Here is a 19353-nt window from a genome sequence, read left to right as displayed (position 1 = left end):
CCGCGAGGGGACTCCCGTCCAGCGACTCCCCTGCCTGGCCGAGAACCGTCCCCCGCGCACACGTCACCCCGGCTCCAGCCCCGGCAGGAACTCGCTCGCGCCGAACGCCGGCTTCAGGTCGGTGAACCAGGTCGCGCCCTCGTCGTAGGCCGCGAAGAACGGGCGGTCGACCAGGGACGGGTCGCGGGCCTGGATCAGGTGCAGGACGAAGACCTTCTCACCGGCGATCTCGGCGACGCCGTCCACGCACACCTTGCCCGGCATCGCCGACATCACCGGGCCGCGAACGGTACGGGCGAGGCCCGAGACGCGCGAATAGGCGTCGCGGAAGATCTCGTGGCCGCGGGCCAGCGGCACACCGAAGTAGCCCTGGGGGCCGGTGTCCCGCTCGACGAACTGGTAGTACGGCACCGCCCCCAGCGTGGTCGTCTCCTCCCACAGCTCGGCCCACGCCTCGGCACTGTCGTTGATACCGGCCACCAGCGGGCCCTGGCAGCGGATCACGGCACCGGTGTCACGGACCCGGCGCATCGCCTCCCGTACGACGGGGGGACGCAGTTCCCGCGGATGCGTGAAGTGGGCCATCAGGGCGAGATGCCGGCCGCTCGCCACCACCTTCTCGAAGAGCCGCAGGAGGTCGTCGGCATCACGGTCGCGGGTGAAGCGGTACGGCCAGAACGCGAGGGACTTGGTGCCGATCCGGATCGAGCGGATCGTGTCGATCTCCAGCAGCGGCTCGACGTAGCGGCGCAGCACCTCGGTGCTCATCACCAGCGGGTCGCCGCCGGTGATCAGGGCGCTGGTGACCTCGGAGTGGGCGCGCAGATAGGCGGACGTGGTCCCGATGTCGTCGGTCGCGATGCGCAGTTCGGCCTCGCCGACGAACTGGGGCCAGCGGAAGCAGTACGTGCAGTAGGCGTGGCAGGTCTGGCCCTGGCGCGGGAAGACCAGCACCGTCTCGGGGTACTTGTGCTGGAGGCCGGTCAGACGCTGTCCCTCGTGCACCGGGACGTTGGCGTCGAGCTGGCCGGAGGGGTGCGGGTTGAGCTTCATCCGGATCTCGTGGGCCGCGCGGAGCACCTCCGCCTTCGGGGCCTCCCTGGCCAGCAGGTCCTTCATCCGGCGCAGTTCGGGCGGCGGCAGCATCCCCTCCTGGGGGAAGGTCAGCCGGAAGATCGGGTCGTCGGGTGCCGCCGTCCAGTCGATGAGCTCGTCGAGCACATAGGTGTTCGTCCGGAACGGCAGGACCGCCGACACCGCGCGCAGGGCGAGCCGCTGATCGGCTGTCAGGGAGACTCGCTGGAGCAGTCCGTCCAGGTCACGGGGCGTGAAGGCGCGGAAGCGGGGGCTCCCCGGAGAGGGAGCGAGGTGGTGCGTTGAACTCATCGGTGCCAGGGCCCTCTATTCCGTGATCAGGACCGGCGGCCGCAATTCGACGAAGGCGGTCGCCGACGCATCGTACTTCTCCGCGAAGTGCTGGATGAGCCGCGTGTGCAACTCGCTCTCGTCGTCGACGACGAACACCTGGTGGGCCTCGGTGATCGTCAAGGACTCGCTGTACGCGGTGAGTTCGTCGAGGCGGTGGCGGGCCAGATAGGTGACGAGGTCGGGGCCGGACACGTACAGGCAGTCGTCGAGGGAGACGAACCGGCAGGTGAACCGGCGCCGTGCGGCGGCCGAGTCGACGAGGGTGACCGGCAGATGGGTGAACCGTTCCATCGGTCTGCTCTGCTGCCACAGTTCGTCGAACCGCTGCTCCACGAAGGTGCCGAGCGGCGAGCGCACCGCGACCTCCAGCTGGACGCCCTCCCCCGACAGCCGGCCCACGGTGAGGAAGGAGACCAGGCACCGCTCGTCCCAGCGGTACAGCGTCACTCCGGGCGAGGCGGAGCACAGCCGTACTTCGAGCAGCTGGCGGGAGGTGTCGTCGAGGCGCCGGGCGAACCCGTGGAGGGTGCGCAGGTTGCGCAGGATGTCCCGGCGGATGTCGGCGCTGTGCTCGCCGAGTTCCCGGCCGCGCAGCATCACGGCGAGGGAGTCCGGGTCGAGGAGCAGGATCTGCACCCGGGCCCCGTGGGCGGTGGCCGCCTTGATCCCGCGGAAGAGACGCTCGGAGAACTGCGGGCCGAAGAGGTTGGAGAAGGTGTCGAGGACCTTGACGTTGGAGGTGGCGCCGTAGACCTGGGCGCTGAACCACTCGTAGTCCAGCCGGGTGTGCTCGCGGACCCGGCCCTCCTGGGCGCGCGAGATCAGCGGGCCGATCACGAAGACGGTGATGACGACGCCGACGATGTCGGTGCCCAGGTTGAGGGTGAGGTTCTCGCCGTAGTTGTCCATGCGCGAGGCGAACCACAGCAGCAGGCCCGCGCAGGCCGCCAGCAGCACCAGCACGGTGAGGCTCTGCGGGCGGCGCGGGGTGCGTAACGTGCGGGCCAGCCAGCGCAGCCGGGGTATCGGCGAGCGTCCGTTCACCCCTGTCCCCCCTGAGATGTGTGCGCGGGGGAACGCTCGCTCCCCCGCGGAATCAGTGGATACCCGCACGGGGGAGGCGATACGCGTCGAACGGACGGTCGGCACGACGTGGGGCACGCGGCATGCGGTGGGTGGCATGAGGCACGCAGGGCGCGGTGTCTGGCCGTAAGGCACGCAGCGAGCGGCCGTCGGCCGGGAGTGCCCCGGCCAGAGCGCCACAGCCCGGCCCCCGGCGACCGCAAGCGCGGCCGCCGGGGGCCCGGCCGGACGGCGGCCGGGTCAGCCCAGCTTGTGCATCCAGCCGTGCTTGTCCTCGGCCGTGCCGCGCTGGATGTCCAGGAGGGCCTGGCGGAGCTTCAGCGTGACCTCGCCGGGCTCGCCGCCGGACTGCCGCCACTCGGCGCCCGCGCGCTTGACCGTGCCGACCGGGGTGATCACGGCCGCCGTACCGCAGGCGAAGACCTCGGTGAGGGTGCCGTTCTCGGAGTCGCGCTGCCACTGGTCGACGGAGACCCGGCTCTCCTCGGACCCGTACCCGAGGTCGCGGGCGACGGCGAGCAGGGAGTCGCGGGTGACGCCCTCCAGGATCGAGCCGGTGAGGGTGGGCGTGACGATCCGGTCGCCGTACACGAAGTACAGGTTCATGCCGCCGAGTTCCTCGACCCACGTGTGCTCGACCGCGTCGAGGTAGCAGACCTGGTCGCAGCCCTTGGCGGCGGCCTCGGCCTGGGCGAGGAGGGACGCGGCGTAGTTGCCGCCGGTCTTCGCGTCGCCCATGCCGCCGGGGACGGCGCGGACGCGGTCCTCGGAGAGCCAGATGGAGACCGGCTTGACGCCGCCGGGGAAGTAGGCGCCGGCCGGGGAGGCGATGACCATGAAGAGGTACTCGTTGGCCGGCTTGACGCCCAGGCCGACCTCGGTGGCGATCATGAAGGGGCGCAGGTAGAGGGACTCCTCGCCACCGTGCGCCGGGACCCAGTCCTGGTCCTGCTGCACCAGCACGTCACAGGCCTCGATGAAGGTCTCGACGGGCAGCTCGGGCATGCCGAGCCGGTGCGCGGACCGCTGGAAGCGCTCGGCGTTCTTCTCGGGCCGGAAGGTGGCGACGGTGCCGTCGGGCTGGCGGTACGCCTTGAGTCCCTCGAAGATCTCCTGCGCGTAGTGCAGGACCATCGTGGCGGGGTCGAGGGAGATCGGCGCGTACGGGACGAGCTGGCCGTCGTGCCAGCCGCGGCCCTCGGTCCACTTGATGACCACCATGTGGTCGGTGAAGTGGCGGCCGAACCCGGGGTTGGTCAGGATCGCCTCGCGTTCCGCATCGGAAAGTGGCGAGGCCGAGGGCTTGAGCTCGATCGTGGGCGTCGTCATGAGTGGTTGTCCTTCACCGGTTGTGTAGTGACGGGCCGCGCTCACGCCCTTTTACTGTCAGTGACCAGTGCGAGGACGTCCGAGCATTCCCTCAATCCGCGGCTCCACGTTCGATTATCGCGTGCGGGGGTCCGTGGACGAAAACGGCGTGAATGCGACCCTGGGGATGATGGTGGCACCCGGCGGGGACATGCGGAAGCCGCCGGGTGCGGCAGCGACCCGGCGGCTTCGAAATCTTTCGAGCGGCGCGGGGTCAGCCGGCTACTCGTACGGCCAGCGCGTCGCCGATCTCCGACGTGCTGCGGGCGGGCCTGCCGGTGCGCTCCGCGAGGTCGGCGGAGACCGCCTCGTCGATGCGGACGGCCTCGGACTCGAAGCCGAGGTGGCGCAGGAGCAGCGCGACGGACAGGACCGTGGCGGTGGGGTCGGCCTTGCCCTGGCCCGCGATGTCCGGGGCCGAGCCGTGGACGGGCTCGAACATGGACGGGAACTCGCCGGCGGGGTTGATGTTGCCGCTCGCGGCGACGCCGATGCCGCCGGAGACGGCCGCGGCGAGGTCGGTGATGATGTCGCCGAAGAGGTTGTCGGTGACGATCACGTCGAAGCGGGCCGGGTCGGTGACCAGGTAGATGGTCGCCGCGTCCACGTGGATGTAGTCGGTGGTGACCTCGGGGAACTCCTCGGCCACCTTGTTGAAGGTGTTCGTCCACAGGTGTCCGGCGAAGGTCAGCACGTTGTTCTTGTGGACCAGCGTGAGCTTCTTGCGCGGACGGGCCTGGGCACGGGCGAAGGCGTCACGGACCACGCGCTCGACACCGAAGGCCGTGTTCACGGAGACCTCGGTGGCGACCTCGTGCTCGGTGCCCTTGCGGATGGTGCCGCCGTTGCCGGTGTACGGGCCCTCGGTGCCCTCGCGGACGACCACGAAGTCGATGGCCGGCTCGCCCTTGAGGGGCGTCTCGACACCGGGGAGGAGCTTCGACGGACGCAGGTTGACGTGGTGGTCGAAGGCGAAGCGGAGCTTGAGCAGGAAACCGCGCTCCAGGACACCGGACGGGACCGACGGGTCACCGATGGCGCCGAGCAGGATCGCGTCGTGCTGCTTCAGGGCGTCGAGGTCGGCCTCGGTGAGGGTCTCACCGGTGGCGTGGTAGCGCCGGGCCCCGAAGTCGTAGTCCTTGGTCTCCAGCTTCACATCCTGCGGAAGGACGGCGGAGAGCACCTTCAGGCCTTCGGCCACGACCTCCTGGCCGATGCCGTCACCGGGAATCACTGCGAGATTGAGGCTGCGAGACATGCGGGAACCCTACTCCCCGTCCCATGGGATGACACAGTCTGTCCGCGATACGGACATCGGAGCGGGACCGGGCGTCAGCCCTTCTCCTGGCGTTCACCCGTAGGTGTGGCGGCCGTTGGAGTCCGCTGGGAAGTTCACCACCATGGACCTTCCCGACTTCGGTATTCCCGCACAGCTCGCGCGCCGGATGAGCATGGCCGAGCAGCACGAGTACCTGCGGACGAAGCTGTCCCGGCGCCGCACGCTGGTGACCGCGGGCGCGGTGGCGGGCGGCCTGCTGACCGGCTGCTCCCCCGACGGATCGTCCAGGGCGGCCTCCACCGCCACCCCCTCGGCCACAGCCGGGGTGCACGGCTCCGCCGTCTCCCCCTTCGGCCGCCACCTCGCCTTCGGCGCCGACCCGAAGACGCAGATGCGGATCTCCTGGCAGGTCCCGCTCGCGGTGCGGAAGCCGTACGTCCGCGTCGGGACGGCCCCCGACGACCTGAGCCGGAAGATCGACGCCGAGATCCGCGACCTGCACACCCCCGGGCAGACCGGAGTGCGCCTCGCGCTCGACCAGTACTACCTGCACGCGGCCCTGGACGGACTGCGCCCCGGCACGACCTACTACTACGGGGTCGGCCACGACGGCTTCGACCCGGCAGACCCCGGGCACCGCGCGACCATCGCCGACTTCCGCACGGCGCCGGCGAACCCGGAGAAGTTCGTCTTCACCGCCTTCGGCGACCAGGGTGTCGGCACCGCCGCCGCGGCCAACGACAACCTGCTGCTGCGCCGGAAACCCGCCTTCCACCTCCACGCCGGCGACATCTGCTACGCCGACAGCAACGGCCAGGGCGTCACGTCCGACGGCTACGACCCGGGCTTCTGGGACCTGTTCCTCAAGCAGAACGAGGGGGTCGCGCGGAGCGTGCCCTGGATGGTGACGACCGGCAACCACGACATGGAGGCCTGGTACTCGCCCGACGGCTACGGCGGCCAGCTCGCCCGCTGGTCCCTGCCGGACAGCGGCTTCGACGCGCGTGCGGCGCCGGGCGTGTACTCCTTCACGTACGGCAACGTCGGCGTCGTGGCACTGGACGCGAACGACGTGTCGTACGAGATTCCCGCCAACTTCGGTTACACGGACGGGAAGCAGACCACGTGGCTGGATCGGAGACTCGGCGAGCTGCGGGCGACGAAAGGGATCGACTTCGTCGTCGTCTACTTCCACCACTGCGCGTACTCGACGTCCTCGCACGCCTCCGACGGCGGGGTACGCGCGCAGTGGCTGCCGCTGTTCGAGAAGCATCAGGTCGATCTGGTGATCAACGGGCACAACCACGTGTACGAGCGCACGGACGCGATCCGTGGCGGCGAGGTCGGCCGGACGGTGCCGGTGGGCGGCACCACGGATCCCACGCGGGACGGGATCGTGTACGTCACGGCAGGCGGGGGCGGCCGGGATCTGTACGGCTTCCCCGCGGGTGTGCGGGAGAGCTACGAGGGACGCGTGCACGACCACGAGTCGGTCGAGACCTTCCAGTGGGCGAAGTCCAAGCAGGCCCGGAAGGAGACGGTGGAGTGGTCGCGGGTGCGTTACCGCGGGTTCTCGCTGCTCTCGGTGGAGGTGGAGAGCGGACCGCGGCCGCGGATGACGGTCTCGGCGCTCGCGCAGAGCGGGGAGCGCGTCGACCGGTTCGAGGTGCGGCGCGGCGCGTGAGGCCGCGCCGCACCCCGTGCGGGCGCGGCTCCCGGCTTCGAGGGGAAAACGTCAGTGGCCGGTCGAGCCGCCGTTGTCACGGCGGTCGAGGGCGCGCTGGAGCGCGGCGGCGGCGTTCTTTCGGTCGGACTCACTCGTACGGGACGTGTGACGGACTCGACGGCGGGCGGTCGTCTCGGCCATGAGAAATCGACTCCTTCGATGACAGGGAAGGGAAAACGAGACGCCGGAAGAGACGGGGAGCGTGGACCGCAGGGGTTGCCTGCACGGGGCCCGGCTCACGACCGCCATTCGCTTGATCGAGCGAGACGTTCGGCTCCTACAAAGCTAAGGGAGCAGGGCCTGTCTGTCTCCACAATTACTCGGACTTCCTACTATCTGAGACGGCGAAGTGGATCACACCCCGCTGACCTGCGGATTCGCCGATCCCCTCAGTTCCCGGACGAGCGCGCGGACGGCCGCGGTGGCGGCGAGTTCGGGAGTGGTGACGTAACCGACCCGGCGGGTGGGCCGCTCGGGCCCGAGGTCGGTGACCTCCGTACCGGCCGGCACCGCGGTGAGGGAGAGCGCGGGCATGATCGCCATGCCGAGCCCGCTGCCCACCATCGACAGCACGGCCCCGTCGTCCTCCGCACGGACGGTCGCGGCGGGGATCCAGTCCTGCGCGGCCCACCAACGCCGGGTGTAGGAGGAGCAGTTCTCCATCCAGTCCACCAGCGGCAGCGACCGCGGATCGGGGTGGCCGGCCGGGTGCACCAGGGAGTACGGCTCCTCCAGGAGTACGTCCCCGACGAGCTCCGGCGGGACCGGCGCACCGGTGCCGAGCGTGGCGATCCCGAGGTCGGCCCGCCCTTCGGCCACCTCTCCGGCCGTTCCGGGACCGATCTCCCGTACGACGGTGACGGTCGTCTCGATGCCGGGGTGACGTGCGGACAACCGCGCCAGGACCGGCGGCAGCAGATGCAGGGCGGCACTGCGGAAGGCGGCGACACGGAGGGGGCCGGTGATCTCGGCCCTGGGGGTGTCCCGGGTCTCCCTCACCAACGCCTCCAGCATCCGCAGGACCCGGCGGGCATGGGCCACCGCCCGCGCACCGGCGGGGGTGGGCCGGGCCCCGTACCGGCCCCGCTCGAACAGCACGACCCCCAGCTTGCCCTCGATGCCGCGCACGGCGTGCGAGACGGCCGACTGGGTCGTGCCGAGCCCGGGCGCGGCCGCCGAGAACCCGCCCTCCTCGGCGACCGCCACCAGGATCCGCAGCTCCTGCGGCGCAAGATCGACGACCGTGCTCACCATGTCCCCCACCTGCTTCTATGAGGGCGGCTCATGGATCCGCCCGTTCCATGAGCCCAACCCTCTGCCCACCCCGGCGCATTCCTTCTACGGTCCCGGTCATGACCGCGCTCACCGTGCACCAGACCGCCCGACCGACCGGCTTCCCGACCCCGGGGCACTTCCGCTTCGTGGAGTCCGCCGTCCCGTCGCCCGCCCCCGGAACGGCACTCGTCGAGAACCTCTACTGGTCGGTCGACCCCTACCACCGCGAAATGATGGACGGAGACTTCGAGTTGAACGCCCCGCTGGAGGGCCGCGCCCTCGGCAGGGTCATCGCCTCCCGGGAACCGGCCCTGCCGGAGGGTGAGTTGGTCTTCCACCGCAAGGGCTGGCGGACGCACTCGGTGGTGACCCCGGCCGAGGTGAGACGCCTGCCGTCCTACGAAGGCGTACCGCTCTCCGCGTACTTGAGCGTGCTCGGTGGCACCGGGCTGACGGCGTACGTCGGTCTCACCCGCATCGCCCGACTCCGTGAGGGCGAGGACCTGTTCGTGTCCGCGGCGGCCGGCGGGGTCGGCACGGCGACGGGCCGGTTCGCGCGACTGCTGGGCGCGGGGCGGTTGATCGGGAGCGCGGGCTCACCGTCGAAGGTCCGTCATCTGACCGAACAGGTCGGCTACGACGCTGCGTTCGACTACCGCACCGGCCCGGTCGCGGACCTCCTCGCGAAGGCCGCCCCCGACGGCATCGACCTGTTCGTGGACAACGTCGGCGGAGAACACCTGGGCGCGGCGATCGGAGCGTTGCGGGAACGCGGGCGCGTGGTCCGTGTCGGCACGGTCGGCCAGTACAACACCCCCGACGCACCGCCGGCCGTCTTCGACCACGCGGACGTGGTGGAGAAGAGCCTGCGCATCGAGGGCTTCCTGGTGCGCAACTACCTCGACGTCCAGCAGGAGTTGTACGAGTTCGCCGTACCGCACCTGCTCAGCGGGGCACTCGCACTGGACGAGACGGTGGTGGACGGGTTCGACCGGATCGTGGAGGCGTTCTTGTCGATGCTGCGGGGCGGGAACACCGGAAAGATCCTGGTGCGGGCGGCTCCCGACGCCCCGCGACCCTAGAGGGCGTCGCCGACGGCGTCCCTGAAGTCCGCCGGGGACTCCGCCCACGGCACATGGCCGGCATCGGGCAGCATGACTCGTCGCACGCGCGGCAACGCCGCCTCCAGTGAGTCCACCGCCGAGCGCGGGCGGATGTCCTGGGCTCCGTCGATGACCAGGACGGGGACGTCGAGGGACCGGCAGGCGGTGTGGAGTGCGGGGGTGCCCCAGGCGAGTTGCGTCTCGGCGTTCAGGGCCCTGTTGCACGCGTGGTTGATGTCGAACCACGGGTCGGCCATGCGGCGGGCGTGCTCCAGGGCGTCCTCGCGGTCCGCGAAGTCGGCCGACCACTGGCGGATCGCCCGCTCCGGGTCCTTCTCCGGTGGCTCCCGGTGTGCGCCGAGGCGGGCCGTGAGGTTGTCCCGGAAGGCGGCGTGCCAGTCCGACACCGGTCCGATGCCTGTCCCGCTGACGTAGATCAGCGTGCTCACCCGCTCCGGGTGAGCGAGGGCGTAGCTCAACGCCAGTTGCGCGCCCCAGGAATGACCGAGGAGGGCCATCCGGTCGAGGCCGAAGTGATGTCGGACGGCGTCGAGATCGGCCACGAAACGGTCGGTCGTCCACGGTCCGGCGCACCGCTGCGAGCGGCCGCAGCCGCGCTGGTCCCAGCGGATCACCGTGGCCCGGTCGTCGAGCATCGCGGCCACGTCCCCGAACATGTCCCACAGCCCCGGCCCGCCGTGGCACAGGACCAACGGCTCGCCCTCCCCCGAACGCGAGGCCCACAGTCGTACGCCGTCCTCGGTGATCACGGTCATGTACGCAGTGTGTGCGCACGAGAAGGGGCCGGACAACAGCCCGGCCCCTCACGATGACTGACGGACCGTCAGCCCATGTGCGGGTACGGGTAGTCGGTCGGCGGGACCAGGGTCTCCTTGATGGCGCGGGTCAGGGTCCAGCGCTGGAGGTTCTGCGGGGCGCCGGCCTTGTCGTTGGTGCCGGAGGCGCGGCCGCCGCCGAAGGGCTGCTGGCCGACCACGGCACCGGTGGACTTGTCGTTGATGTAGAAGTTGCCGGCCGCGTAGCGCAGCTTCTCCATCGTGTACGCCGCCGCCGCGCGGTCGCCGGAGATCACCGAGCCCGTCAGCGCGTAGTCGGACGCCGACTCCATCTGGGTCAGCATCTCGTCGTACTTCTCGTCCTCGTAGACGTACACCGCGAGGAACGGGCCGAAGTATTCGGTCGTGAAGACCTCGTTCGCCGGGTCCGAGCACTCGACGACGGTCGGGCGGACGAAGTACCCGACCGAGTCGTCGTAGGAGCCGCCCGCGACGACCGTGCAGGTGGGGTCCGCGTGGGCGCGGTCGATGGCGGCCTTGTTCTTGGCGAAGGCGCGCTCGTCGATGACCGCGCCGATGAAGTGGGAGAAGTCGGTGACGTCGCCCATGGTGATGCCGTCGACCTCGGCGGCGAACTCCTCACGGAAGCCGCTGTTCCAGATCGACGCCGGGATGTACGCCCGGGAGGTCGCCGAGCACTTCTGGCCCTGGTACTCGAAGGCACCGCGGGTCAGGGCCGTCTTCAGGATCCCGGGGTCAGCCGAAGGGTGGGCCACCACGAAGTCCTTGCCGCCCGTCTCGCCGACCAGACGCGGATACGTGCGGTACTTCTCGATGTTGGCGCCGACCGTCTTCCACAGGTGCTGGAAGGTCTTCGTCGAGCCGGTGAAGTGGATGCCCGCGAGGTCCCGGTGCTCCAGAGCGACCTTGGAGACCTCGATGCCGTCGCCGGTGACGAGGTTGATGACGCCCTTGGGCAGGCCCGCCTCCTCAAGGAGCCGCATGAGCAGTACGGCGGCGTGGGTCTGCGTCGGGGACGGCTTCCACACGACCACGTTGCCCATGAGCGCGGGCGCGGTCGGGAGGTTGCCCGCGATGGCCGTGAAGTTGAACGGCGTGATCGCGTAGACGAAGCCCTCCAGCGGGCGGTGGTCGAGGCGGTTCCAGACGCCCGGGGAGTTCGCCGGGGGCTGCTCGGCGAGCAGGTCACGGGCGTACTTGACGTTGAAGCGCCAGAAGTCGACCAGCTCGCAGGGACAGTCGATCTCGGCCTGCTGGGCGGTCTTGGACTGGCCGAGCATGGTGGAGGCGGCGAGGGTCTCGCGCCAGGGGCCGGCGAGCAGTTCAGCGGCGCGCAGGATGATCGCGGCACGGTCGTCGAAGGCCATCGCGCGCCAGGCGGGGGCGGCGGCGAGGGCCGCGTCGATGGCGTCCTGGGCGTCCTGCTGGGTGGCGTTGCGGTACGTGCCGAGGACGGCCTTGTGGTTGTGCGGCTGCACGACCTGGAAGGCCTCGCCGCCGCCGAGACGCTTCTCGCCGCCGATGGTCATCGGCAGGTCGACCGGGTTCTCGGCCAGCTCCTTGAGCCTGGCCTCCAGCCGGGCCCGCTCGGGCGAGCCGGGGGCGTAGCCGTGCACCGGCTCGTTGACGGGGGTGGGGACCTGGGTCACAGCGTCCATAGGTTCCGTAACTCCTTGAACTTGAGCGGGTGTTCGGGATCAGCCCTGGGTGATCAAGCTTCGGGTGAGGACCGTCTGCGGGATGTGCCGCGCTTCCCTGGGGGCAGGGGCGAGCCGACTCAGCCGTGGCCGATCATGCTCCGCAGGAAGAACCGCAGGTTCGCCGGCTTCTCCGCGAGCCGCCTCATGAAGTAGCCGTACCAGTCGGTGCCGTAGGCCGTGTAGACGCGCATGCGGTGGCCCTCGGCGGCCAGGCGCAGGTGTTCGTCGCCGCGGATGCCGTAGAGCATCTGGAACTCGTACTCGTCGGGCTTGCGGCCGGCCAGGCGGGCGAGTTCCTGGGCGATGGAGATCAGGCGCGGGTCGTGGGAGCCGACCATCGGGTAGCCCTCGCCCTCCATGAGGATGCGCAGGACCCGGACGTACGCCTTGTCGATCTCGTGTTTCTGCTGGTAGGCGACCTCGGCAGGCTCCTTGTACGCGCCCTTCACGAGCCGTACCCGGCTGCCTGCGTCGGCGAGCCGGCGGGCGTCGGCCTCGGTGCGGAAGAGGTAGGCCTGGATCACACAGCCGGTCTGCGGGAAGTCCTTCCGCAGCTCCTCGTGGATGGCGAACATCGAGTCGAGTGTGGTGTGGTCCTCGGCGTCGAGCGTGACGGTCGTGCCGATGGCGGCGGCCGCCTCGACGACGGGCCGGACGTTCGCGAGGGCCAGTTCGTGGCCCCCGGGCAGCGCCTGGCCGAACATCGAGAGTTTCACCGACATCTCGGCCCTGGTACCCAGGTCGAGTGTCCTGAGCCGCTCGATGAGTGCCAGATAGGCGTCCCGGGCGGCTTCCGCCTGCTCCGGGTTGGTGATGTCCTCGCCGACGACGTCCATCGTCAGCTCCAGACCGCGGTCGGTCAGCTCACGGACGATCGGCACGATCTCGTCGACCGTCTCGCCCGGGATGAAGCGGTCGACGACCTGCTTGGTCACGGGGGCCGCCGAGATCAGGCGTCGGACCCGGTCGCTGCGCGACGCGGCAAGAATCACGGGACCCAGCACGGGGCACCTCCACAGACCAGCAGACAGAACCACCGTGAAACCTAAGGGTCCCTCCGATCGTCGGCCATCGACAGCTGTCACGCATCCGTGCCGCAGATCTCAGACAGATGTATGAAGGGGGCGGTCCCGTGCGGGAGAATGTCCGGGTGACGACGGATTCCAGAGGTGACTACCAGGATCTGGTCGACGAGATCTCGGAGCTCCTGGGCGCACCCGCGACCCTCGAGAACCGCGACTTCGAGCTGATCGCCTTCGGCGCGTACGACAGTGAGGGCGACCTCGATCCGTCGGCGCTGGACCCCGTCCGCACCCGCTCGATCCTGACCCGGCGCTCCACGGCCACGGTCCGCACCTGGTTCGAGGGCTTCGGCATCACCCGGGCGAGCGGCCCGGTGCGGATTCCGCCCACGCCGGAGGCGGGGGTGTACCGCGGACGGATCTGTCTGCCCGTACGCCACCGGGGGGTCGTCCTCGGTTATGTGTGGCTGCTGGACTCCGAACCAGGCCCGACCGCACGGCAGTTGGACGCAGCCATGCGGGTGGCAGCCCGTATCGGGGCGCTGCTCGCGGACGAGGCGCAGCACGGGGCCGACCTCAGCCGGGAGCTGCGGGCCGTGCTGACCGCCGAGCCGGGCTGGCAGGGCGACATGGCGGTGGCGGCCCTGCGTACGGCACTGGGCTCCCGCGGTGAGGGCCCCTACGCGGTGGTGTGCGTCGCGCCGTGGCCGTCGGCCGACCCGGACGACGGCCCCTCGGCCCGTACGGTTCCGCACGCGACGGCGCTGTGCTCACTGCCTTGGGGCGCCTCGGCCCAGTCCCTCGCGGTGCTGGTGCGGCTGCGGGCCGCGGACACCCCGACGCCGGCGACCTCGGCGGCGGCTCGGCTGCTGGAGCGGGCGCGAGGCGTGGAGGGCGGAAGCGGTGACGGCGACACCGGGGCGGGTCACGGCTCGTCGGCCTCGGGCACCGTGGTCGCCGGAGTCGCCGCCGCGCGCGTGGGGCTCGCCGAGCTGGCGTCCGCCTGGCAGGAGGCGTCGGCGGCGGCTCGGGCCGCCCTCGCGGAACCCGGGTTCGGCCCGGTCGCGGAGTGGGCGCGCATCGGCCCGTACCGCCTCCTGACCGCGCTGCCCCCGCGGACGGCCCACGACCCCGCCGTACGCCCGCTGCTCTCCCCCGCCCACCGCGAACTCGCGCGCACCGCCGAGGTGTATCTCGACTGCGCGGGCCAGGCCGGCCGCACCGCCGCCTCACTGGGCATCCACCGCCAGACCCTCTACTACCGTCTCTCCCGCGTCGAACAGCTCACCGGCCTGGACCTGGACGACGGCGAGGACCGGCTGTTGCTGCACATGGCGCTCAAGGGGGCGCGACTGTGACGACGTGCGGGTCACGCGCGCGTGGCGGCCTCGATGACCTGCCGTAGGCCTTCGGTGAGGGTGTCCGCGTCCGGCGCGCTCTTCGGGTCGAAGATCCACTGGCCGATGAGCCCGGTCATCAGCGTCAGATAGAACCGGCCGAGGGTGTCGGCGGTCTCGTCCGTCACCTCCTCCTCCGGCACGCCCATGAGCATGGAGACCAGGCCCCGCCCGCCCTCGCGCTGGGCGCGGGCCAACTGGTCGCGCACTTCCGGCAGTTGGTCACCCATGCCCATGACCTCCATGCTGAGCCGCCACATCGAGCCGGGCCCCCGCATGGTGTCGACGATGTTGGCCCACACCTCGCGGAAGCGTTCCAGCGAGCCGGGCGCACCGGTGAACCCGTCGCCCCCCTCGAAGGGCACGCTTTCCACCAGAGCGATGTACGCCTGTCCCAGCAGGGCGTCCTTCGATCCGTAGTGGTAGCCGATGGACGCCAGGTTCGTGCCCGACTCCTTGACGATGTCCCGCGCGGTCGTACGCAGGAACCCCTTCTCCAGCAGGCAGCGCTTGGCGCCTTCGAGCAGATCCTCGCGATGTCCCATACAGCCACCCTACCGAAGAATCCATACAAGCGTCCTAGACGCGCGATTTATACAAGCGTCCTAGATAAGCGTGTAAGACGTCTGTACGGTCGTTGCCATGACGAACTCGACGAGCACTTCCGTCGGCGCCCGTGCCGGCCGCCGTGAATGGACCGCCCTCGCCGTCCTGATGCTTCCGCTACTGCTGGTCTCCATGGACGTCTCGGTCCTCTACTTCGCGATCCCCGCGATCAGCGCGGACCTGGAGCCGAGCGGCACCCAGCAGCTGTGGATCTTCGACATCTACGCCTTCGTCCTGGCCGGTCTGCTGATGACGATGGGCTCCCTGGGCGACCGCATCGGCCGCCGCAAACTGCTGATGGCCGGCGCGGTCGCCTTCAGCGCGGCGTCACTGATGGCGGCCTACGCGAACAGCGCCGAGATGCTCATCGCCGCCCGCGCGGTGCTCGGTATCGGCGGCGCGACCCTGATGCCGTCGACGATGGCGCTGATCCGCACGATGTTCACCGATTCCGGCCAGCGCGCGAAGGCGATCGGCATCTGGTCCGGCATGATGACGGCCGGCATCGCGCTCGGCTCGGTGATGAGCGGAGTCCTCGTCGAGTACTTCTGGTGGGGCTCGGTCTTCCTGGTCAACCTGCCCGCGATGGTTCTGCTGCTGGTCCTGGCCCCGGTCCTGCTGCCCGAGTCGAAGGACCCCGCACCCGGCCGCTTCGACTGGCTGAGCGTCCCCCTGTCGATGGCCGCCGTACTGCCCGTCGTCTACGGCCTGAAGGAGATCCCTTCCGAGGGCTGGAACGTCCGGTACGTCGTCTCGATCAGCGTCGGCCTGCTCTTCGCGGCCCTCTTCGTGCACCGCCAGCGCACCACGTCCTCGCCGATGATCTCCCCGGCCCTGTTCCGCGGCCATGGCTTCGCCCCCGCGGTCGTCCTCAACCTGGTCTCCGCGTTCGCGATGATGGGCTCCGCCGTCTTCACCACGCAGTACCTCCAGTCGGTGCTCGGCAAGAGCGCCCTGGAGGCGGCCCTGTGGGCACTGCTGCCCTCGGTGCCGATCGGCATGGTGGCCCCGGTGACGACCTCACTGGTCCAGAGGGGCACGAACCGCGCCCACGTCGTCACCGCCGGCTTCGTCATCGCCGCCTGCGGCTACGGTCTCCTCGCCCTCGCCGGTACGGACTCGATGTGGCTGGTGCTGACCGCCTGCGGTGTCCTCGCCTCCGGCATCGTCATGGTCATCTCCCAGATGACGGACCTGGCCCTGGGCGCGGCCCCGGCCGAACGCGCCGGCTCGGCGTCCTCCCTGCTGGAGACCGGCACCGAGTTCGGCGGTGCCCTCGGCATGGCGGTCCTCGGCTCCATCGGTGCGGCGGTCTACCGCCACGACATGCCGGGTTCGGCACCGGACGCGGCCCGCGAGACGCTGGGCGGGGCCCTGGCGGTCGCGGACCGGTTCCCGGGTCTTGCGACGGCGGCCCGGGAGGCGTTCACCCACGGGATGCAGGGAGCGGCGATCGCGGGAGCGGTGCTGCTCGCGGGAGCCGCGGTGCTGGCGGCGGTGACACTGCGCGGAGTCGAAGTGCGGAAGGAGACGCCGGAGCGGGAGAAAGTCCCCTGCTAGGGCGCACACAAAACGCCGGACGGGCTGACCAAGTCAGCCCGTCCGGCGCTTGAGGACGAGGCCCGCAAGGGCCGTAGGGGCGCGGGGAACTGCGCGACCAGCCCCCACGCACCCACAGCCCGACGACTGCCTCAGACCAGGTTCACCGCACGCGCAGACGTCGCGCCGATCTCCTCGGCCACCTCGGCCAGCACCCCGACGGGAACCGAGTCGTCCACCGTCAGAACCGCGAGCGCCTCGCCCCCCGCGACGGACCGCGACACCTGCATACCGGCGATGTTGATCCCGGCCTCGCCGAAGATCCGGCCGACCGTGCCGACGACACCGGGACGGTCCTCGTACTTGAGGACGATCATGTGGTCGGCGAGGGCCAGGTCGACGTCGTACTCGCCGACCGCGACGATCTTCTGGAGGTGCTTGGGACCGGCCAGCGTGCCGGAGACCGAGACCTCCTCGCCACTGCTGAGCGTGCCGCGCACGGTGACGACGTTGCGGTGGTCGGCCGACTCCGAGCTGGTCGTCAGCCGCACCTCGACGCCGCGCTCCTGCGCGAACAGCGGGGCGTTGACGTACGACACGGTCTCGTCGACGACATCCTCGAAGACACCCTTGAGGGCGCTGAGCTCCAGCACCTTCACGTCGTGCTGGGTGATCTCGCCGTACACCTCCACGTCGAGGCGGACCGCCACCTCACCGGCGAGCGCCGTGAAGATCCGGCCCAGGCGCTCGGCAAGCGGCAGGCCCGGCTTGACGTCCTCGGCGATGACCCCGCCCTGGACGTTCACCGCGTCGGGCACGAGCTCACCGGCGAGGGCGAGACGCACCGAGCGGGCGACGGCGATACCGGCCTTCTCCTGCGCCTCGTCGGTGGAGGCACCGAGGTGCGGGGTGGCGACGACCTGGTCGAACTCGAAGAGCGGGGAGTCCGTGCAGGGCTCCTTCGCGTACACGTCGAGGCCGGCGCCCGCGACGCGTCCCTCCTTCAGCGCCGAGTACAGCGCCTCCTCGTCGACGATCCCGCCGCGCGCGGCGTTGACGATCCGCACGCTCGGCTTGACCTTGCGCAGCGCCTCGTCGCCGATGAGGCCGACGGTCTCGGGCGTCTTGGGCAGATGGACGGTGATGAAGTCGGACACCTCGAGGAGCTCGTCCAGGGACAGCACCTTGACGCCCATCTGGGCGGCGCGGGCGGGCTGGATGTAGGGGTCGTAGGCGACGACCTTCATCCCGAAGCCGGACATGCGCTGAGCGACCAGCGCACCGATCCGGCCCAGGCCCACGACACCGAGGGTCTTCTCCGCCAGCTCCACGCCCGTGTACTTGCTGCGCTTCCACTCGCCGTTCTTCAGCGCGGCGTTGGCCTGCGGAATGTGGCGGGCGGTGGCGACGAGGAGACCGCAGGCGAGCTCGGCGGCGGTCACGATGTTCGAGGTGGGGGCGTTGACGACCATCACGCCGGCCTTGGTGGAGGCGGAGACGTCGACGTTGTCCAGGCCGACGCCGGCTCGTGCGACGACCTTCAGCTTCTTCGCGACGGCGATCGCCTCGGCGTCCACCTTGGTGGCGGAACGGATCAGGATCGCGTCGACGTCGGCGATGGCCGGGAGCAGTTCGGCTCGATCCGCTCCGTTGCAGTGCCGGATCTCGAAGTCCGGGCCAAGCGCGTCCACGGTCGCGGGCGACAGCTCTTCAGCGATGAGTACGACAGGTTTCGAGCTCACGTGAGTCCTCACAAGTCCATTGCGGACGGCCGTCCCGACGGCCGCAGGCGGTGGAGGTTTGCTTGCCGCGTGGAAGACGCACGACGCTGTGGGCCTGACGCGTATGTTGTGCGCCAGTGTAGTGGCGCGGGGGAAGTCGTCCTCCGCCTCTGCGGAAGGATCACCCGGACGTGCAGCTCCGTTGTGCACGAGTCCGGGACGGAGCCCCGCGACGGCACCCGGAACCGGTGGCACCGTCGCGGGGCGCTCGGCTCACGCCTCTTCGTCGACCCAGCTCATCAACTTGCGGAGCTGCTTGCCGGTGGTCTCCAGCAGGTGCTCGGAGTCGGCCGTCTTGTACTCGTTGTACTTCTTCAGGCCGCCGTGGTACTCGGCCATCCACTCGCGGGCGAAGGTGCCGTCCTGGATCTCGGCGAGGATCTTCTTCATCTCGGCCTTGGTGGCGTCGGTGATGATCCGCGGGCCGGTGACGTAGTCGCCCCACTCGGCGGTCTCGGAGATCGACCAGCGCATCTTCTCCAGACCGCCCTCGTACATGAGGTCCACGATCAGCTTCAGCTCGTGCAGGCACTCGAAGTACGCGATCTCCGGCTGGTAACCGGCCTCGGTCAGCGTCTCGAAACCGGCCTTGACCAGCGCGGCCGTACCACCGCAGAGAACGGCCTGCTCACCGAACAGGTCGGTCTCGGTCTCCTCGGTGAACGTCGTCTTGATGACGCCGGCGCGGGTGCCGCCGATGCCCTTCGCGTACGACAGCGTCAGCGCGAACGCGTTGCCGGTGGCGTCCTGCTCGACCGCCGCGATACACGGAACGCCGCGGCCCTCCTCGTACTGACGGCGCACCAGGTGGCCGGGGCCCTTGGGGGCGACCATGCACACGTCGACGCCGGCCGGCGGCTTGATGAAGTCGAAGCGGATGTTCAGACCGTGACCGAAGAACAGCGCGTCGCCGTCGTTGAGGTTGTCCTTGATGGACTCCTCGTAGACCTGGGCCTGCAGCGGGTCCGGCACCAGGACCATGATGACGTCGGCCTCGGCGGTCGCCTCGGCGGGCGTGACCACGCGCAGGCCCTGCTCCTCGGCCTTCGCCCTGGACTTGGAGCCCTCGTGCAGACCGACGCGCACGTCGACACCGGAGTCACGCAGCGACAGCGCGTGGGCGTGGCCCTGGCTGCCGTAACCGATGACCGCGACCTTGCGGCCCTGGATGATGGACAGGTCGGCATCGGCGTCGTAGAACAGCTCGGCCACTTTGGGTTCTCTCCTT

The 19353-nt window shown here is 70.2% G+C and carries 16 protein-coding genes; 4 read left to right on the top strand and 12 right to left on the bottom strand.

The genetic code is table 11. The features are described from left to right. Positions 1–63 precede the first annotated feature (63 nt). The 4 genes from OHT57_RS34975 to OHT57_RS34960 form a co-directional block, all read right to left on the bottom strand. A complete protein-coding gene (locus tag OHT57_RS34975) occupies positions 64–1386 on the bottom strand; it encodes a KamA family radical SAM protein (protein ID WP_328750761.1) in 1323 nt (440 codons plus the stop codon). 15 nt (positions 1387–1401) lie between these two features. Beyond that, a complete protein-coding gene (locus tag OHT57_RS34970; protein WP_328750760.1) occupies positions 1402–2472 on the bottom strand; it encodes a hypothetical protein in 1071 nt (356 codons plus the stop codon). 279 nt (positions 2473–2751) lie between these two features. Then, positions 2752–3840: a branched-chain amino acid aminotransferase gene (locus tag OHT57_RS34965; RefSeq protein WP_328750759.1), complete on the bottom strand. Its 1089-nt coding sequence runs from the start codon at positions 3838–3840 to the stop codon at positions 2752–2754. A gap of 253 nt (positions 3841–4093) precedes the next feature. Then, entirely contained in the window at positions 4094–5137 is a 1044-nt protein-coding gene (locus OHT57_RS34960; RefSeq protein ID WP_328750758.1) for a 3-isopropylmalate dehydrogenase, read from the bottom strand. A gap of 142 nt (positions 5138–5279) precedes the next feature. Between OHT57_RS34960 and OHT57_RS34955 the strand changes: the two genes are divergently transcribed. Then, a complete protein-coding gene (locus tag OHT57_RS34955; RefSeq protein ID WP_328750757.1) occupies positions 5280–6842 on the top strand; it encodes a purple acid phosphatase family protein in 1563 nt (520 codons plus the stop codon). Positions 6843–6893: 51 nt separating this feature from the next. On the opposite strand, the gene OHT57_RS34950 is transcribed toward OHT57_RS34955, so the two are convergent. Beyond that, positions 6894–7025: a hypothetical protein gene (locus tag OHT57_RS34950; protein WP_020121043.1), complete on the bottom strand. Its 132-nt coding sequence runs from the start codon at positions 7023–7025 to the stop codon at positions 6894–6896. A 213-nt stretch (positions 7026–7238) separates the two neighbouring features. Then, positions 7239–8138 (bottom strand): LysR family transcriptional regulator, encoded by a 900-nt coding sequence (locus tag OHT57_RS34945; RefSeq protein WP_328750756.1) that lies wholly within the window; start codon positions 8136–8138, stop codon positions 7239–7241. 47 nt (positions 8139–8185) lie between these two features. Between OHT57_RS34945 and OHT57_RS34940 the strand changes: the two genes are divergently transcribed. Continuing rightward, on the top strand, positions 8186–9241 hold the full coding sequence (locus OHT57_RS34940; RefSeq protein WP_443053516.1) for an NADP-dependent oxidoreductase: 1056 nt from the start codon (positions 8186–8188) through the stop codon (positions 9239–9241). Here the strand turns inward: OHT57_RS34940 and OHT57_RS34935 are convergent. The 3 genes from OHT57_RS34935 to OHT57_RS34925 all read right to left on the bottom strand — a co-directional run bounded on the left by OHT57_RS34935 (position 9238) and on the right by OHT57_RS34925 (position 12784). After that, on the bottom strand, positions 9238–10038 hold the full coding sequence (locus OHT57_RS34935; RefSeq protein ID WP_328750754.1) for an alpha/beta fold hydrolase: 801 nt from the start codon (positions 10036–10038) through the stop codon (positions 9238–9240). The genes OHT57_RS34940 and OHT57_RS34935 overlap by 4 nt on opposite strands. A 68-nt stretch (positions 10039–10106) precedes the next feature. Further along, on the bottom strand, positions 10107–11738 hold the full coding sequence (gene pruA / locus OHT57_RS34930; RefSeq protein ID WP_328750753.1) for an L-glutamate gamma-semialdehyde dehydrogenase: 1632 nt from the start codon (positions 11736–11738) through the stop codon (positions 10107–10109). Between the two features lie 119 nt (positions 11739–11857). After that, the gene (locus OHT57_RS34925; RefSeq protein WP_328750752.1) at positions 11858–12784 is read right to left on the bottom strand and encodes a proline dehydrogenase family protein; all 927 of its coding nucleotides are present in this window, start codon (positions 12782–12784) and stop codon (positions 11858–11860) included. A 107-nt stretch (positions 12785–12891) separates the two neighbouring features. Between OHT57_RS34925 and OHT57_RS34920 the strand changes: the two genes are divergently transcribed. Next, a complete protein-coding gene (locus OHT57_RS34920; protein ID WP_328750751.1) occupies positions 12892–14160 on the top strand; it encodes a PucR family transcriptional regulator in 1269 nt (422 codons plus the stop codon). A gap of 11 nt (positions 14161–14171) precedes the next feature. On the opposite strand, the gene OHT57_RS34915 is transcribed toward OHT57_RS34920, so the two are convergent. After that, the gene (locus OHT57_RS34915) at positions 14172–14744 is read right to left on the bottom strand and encodes a TetR/AcrR family transcriptional regulator (RefSeq protein WP_328750750.1); all 573 of its coding nucleotides are present in this window, start codon (positions 14742–14744) and stop codon (positions 14172–14174) included. A gap of 97 nt (positions 14745–14841) precedes the next feature. Here OHT57_RS34915 and OHT57_RS34910 point away from each other — a divergent pair, with 97 nt between their 5' ends. Continuing rightward, positions 14842–16365: an MFS transporter gene (locus OHT57_RS34910; protein ID WP_328750749.1), complete on the top strand. Its 1524-nt coding sequence runs from the start codon at positions 14842–14844 to the stop codon at positions 16363–16365. Positions 16366–16496: 131 nt separating this feature from the next. Here the strand turns inward: OHT57_RS34910 and serA are convergent, their stop codons facing one another. Together serA and ilvC are read right to left on the bottom strand one after the other, a co-directional pair. Next, on the bottom strand, positions 16497–18086 hold the full coding sequence (serA, locus tag OHT57_RS34905) for a phosphoglycerate dehydrogenase (protein WP_328750748.1): 1590 nt from the start codon (positions 18084–18086) through the stop codon (positions 16497–16499). Positions 18087–18338: 252 nt separating this feature from the next. Then, complete coding sequence (ilvC, locus tag OHT57_RS34900) at positions 18339–19337, bottom strand: ketol-acid reductoisomerase (protein WP_328750747.1); 999 nt, start codon at positions 19335–19337, stop codon at positions 18339–18341. Positions 19338–19353 lie beyond the last annotated feature (16 nt).

Source organism: Streptomyces sp. NBC_00285 (assembly GCF_036174265.1).
Classification (GTDB): Bacteria; Actinomycetota; Actinomycetes; order Streptomycetales; family Streptomycetaceae; genus Streptomyces.
The sequence above is the reverse complement of the archived record's forward strand: the minus strand, read 5'-3'. Positions and strand labels throughout refer to the sequence as shown.

Excerpts from the sequence above, each read along its gene's own strand:
- OHT57_RS34975 (WP_328750761.1), bottom strand. The coding sequence starts at position 1,386 with ATGAGTTCAACGCACCACCTCGCTCCCTCTCCGGGGAGCCCCCGCTTC.
- OHT57_RS34965 (WP_328750759.1), bottom strand. The coding sequence starts at position 3,840 with ATGACGACGCCCACGATCGAGCTCAAGCCCTCGGCCTCGCCACTTTCC.
- OHT57_RS34960 (WP_328750758.1), bottom strand. The coding sequence starts at position 5,137 with ATGTCTCGCAGCCTCAATCTCGCAGTGATTCCCGGTGACGGCATCGGC.
- OHT57_RS34955 (WP_328750757.1), top strand. The coding sequence starts at position 5,280 with ATGGACCTTCCCGACTTCGGTATTCCCGCACAGCTCGCGCGCCGGATG.
- OHT57_RS34950 (WP_020121043.1), bottom strand. The coding sequence starts at position 7,025 with ATGGCCGAGACGACCGCCCGCCGTCGAGTCCGTCACACGTCCCGTACG.
- OHT57_RS34945 (WP_328750756.1), bottom strand. The coding sequence starts at position 8,138 with ATGGTGAGCACGGTCGTCGATCTTGCGCCGCAGGAGCTGCGGATCCTG.
- OHT57_RS34940 (WP_443053516.1), top strand. The coding sequence starts at position 8,186 with ATGAGCCCAACCCTCTGCCCACCCCGGCGCATTCCTTCTACGGTCCCG.
- OHT57_RS34935 (WP_328750754.1), bottom strand. The coding sequence starts at position 10,038 with ATGACCGTGATCACCGAGGACGGCGTACGACTGTGGGCCTCGCGTTCG.
- pruA (WP_328750753.1), bottom strand. The coding sequence starts at position 11,738 with ATGGACGCTGTGACCCAGGTCCCCACCCCCGTCAACGAGCCGGTGCAC.
- OHT57_RS34920 (WP_328750751.1), top strand. The coding sequence starts at position 12,892 with ATGTATGAAGGGGGCGGTCCCGTGCGGGAGAATGTCCGGGTGACGACG.
- OHT57_RS34915 (WP_328750750.1), bottom strand. The coding sequence starts at position 14,744 with ATGGGACATCGCGAGGATCTGCTCGAAGGCGCCAAGCGCTGCCTGCTG.
- OHT57_RS34910 (WP_328750749.1), top strand. The coding sequence starts at position 14,842 with ATGACGAACTCGACGAGCACTTCCGTCGGCGCCCGTGCCGGCCGCCGT.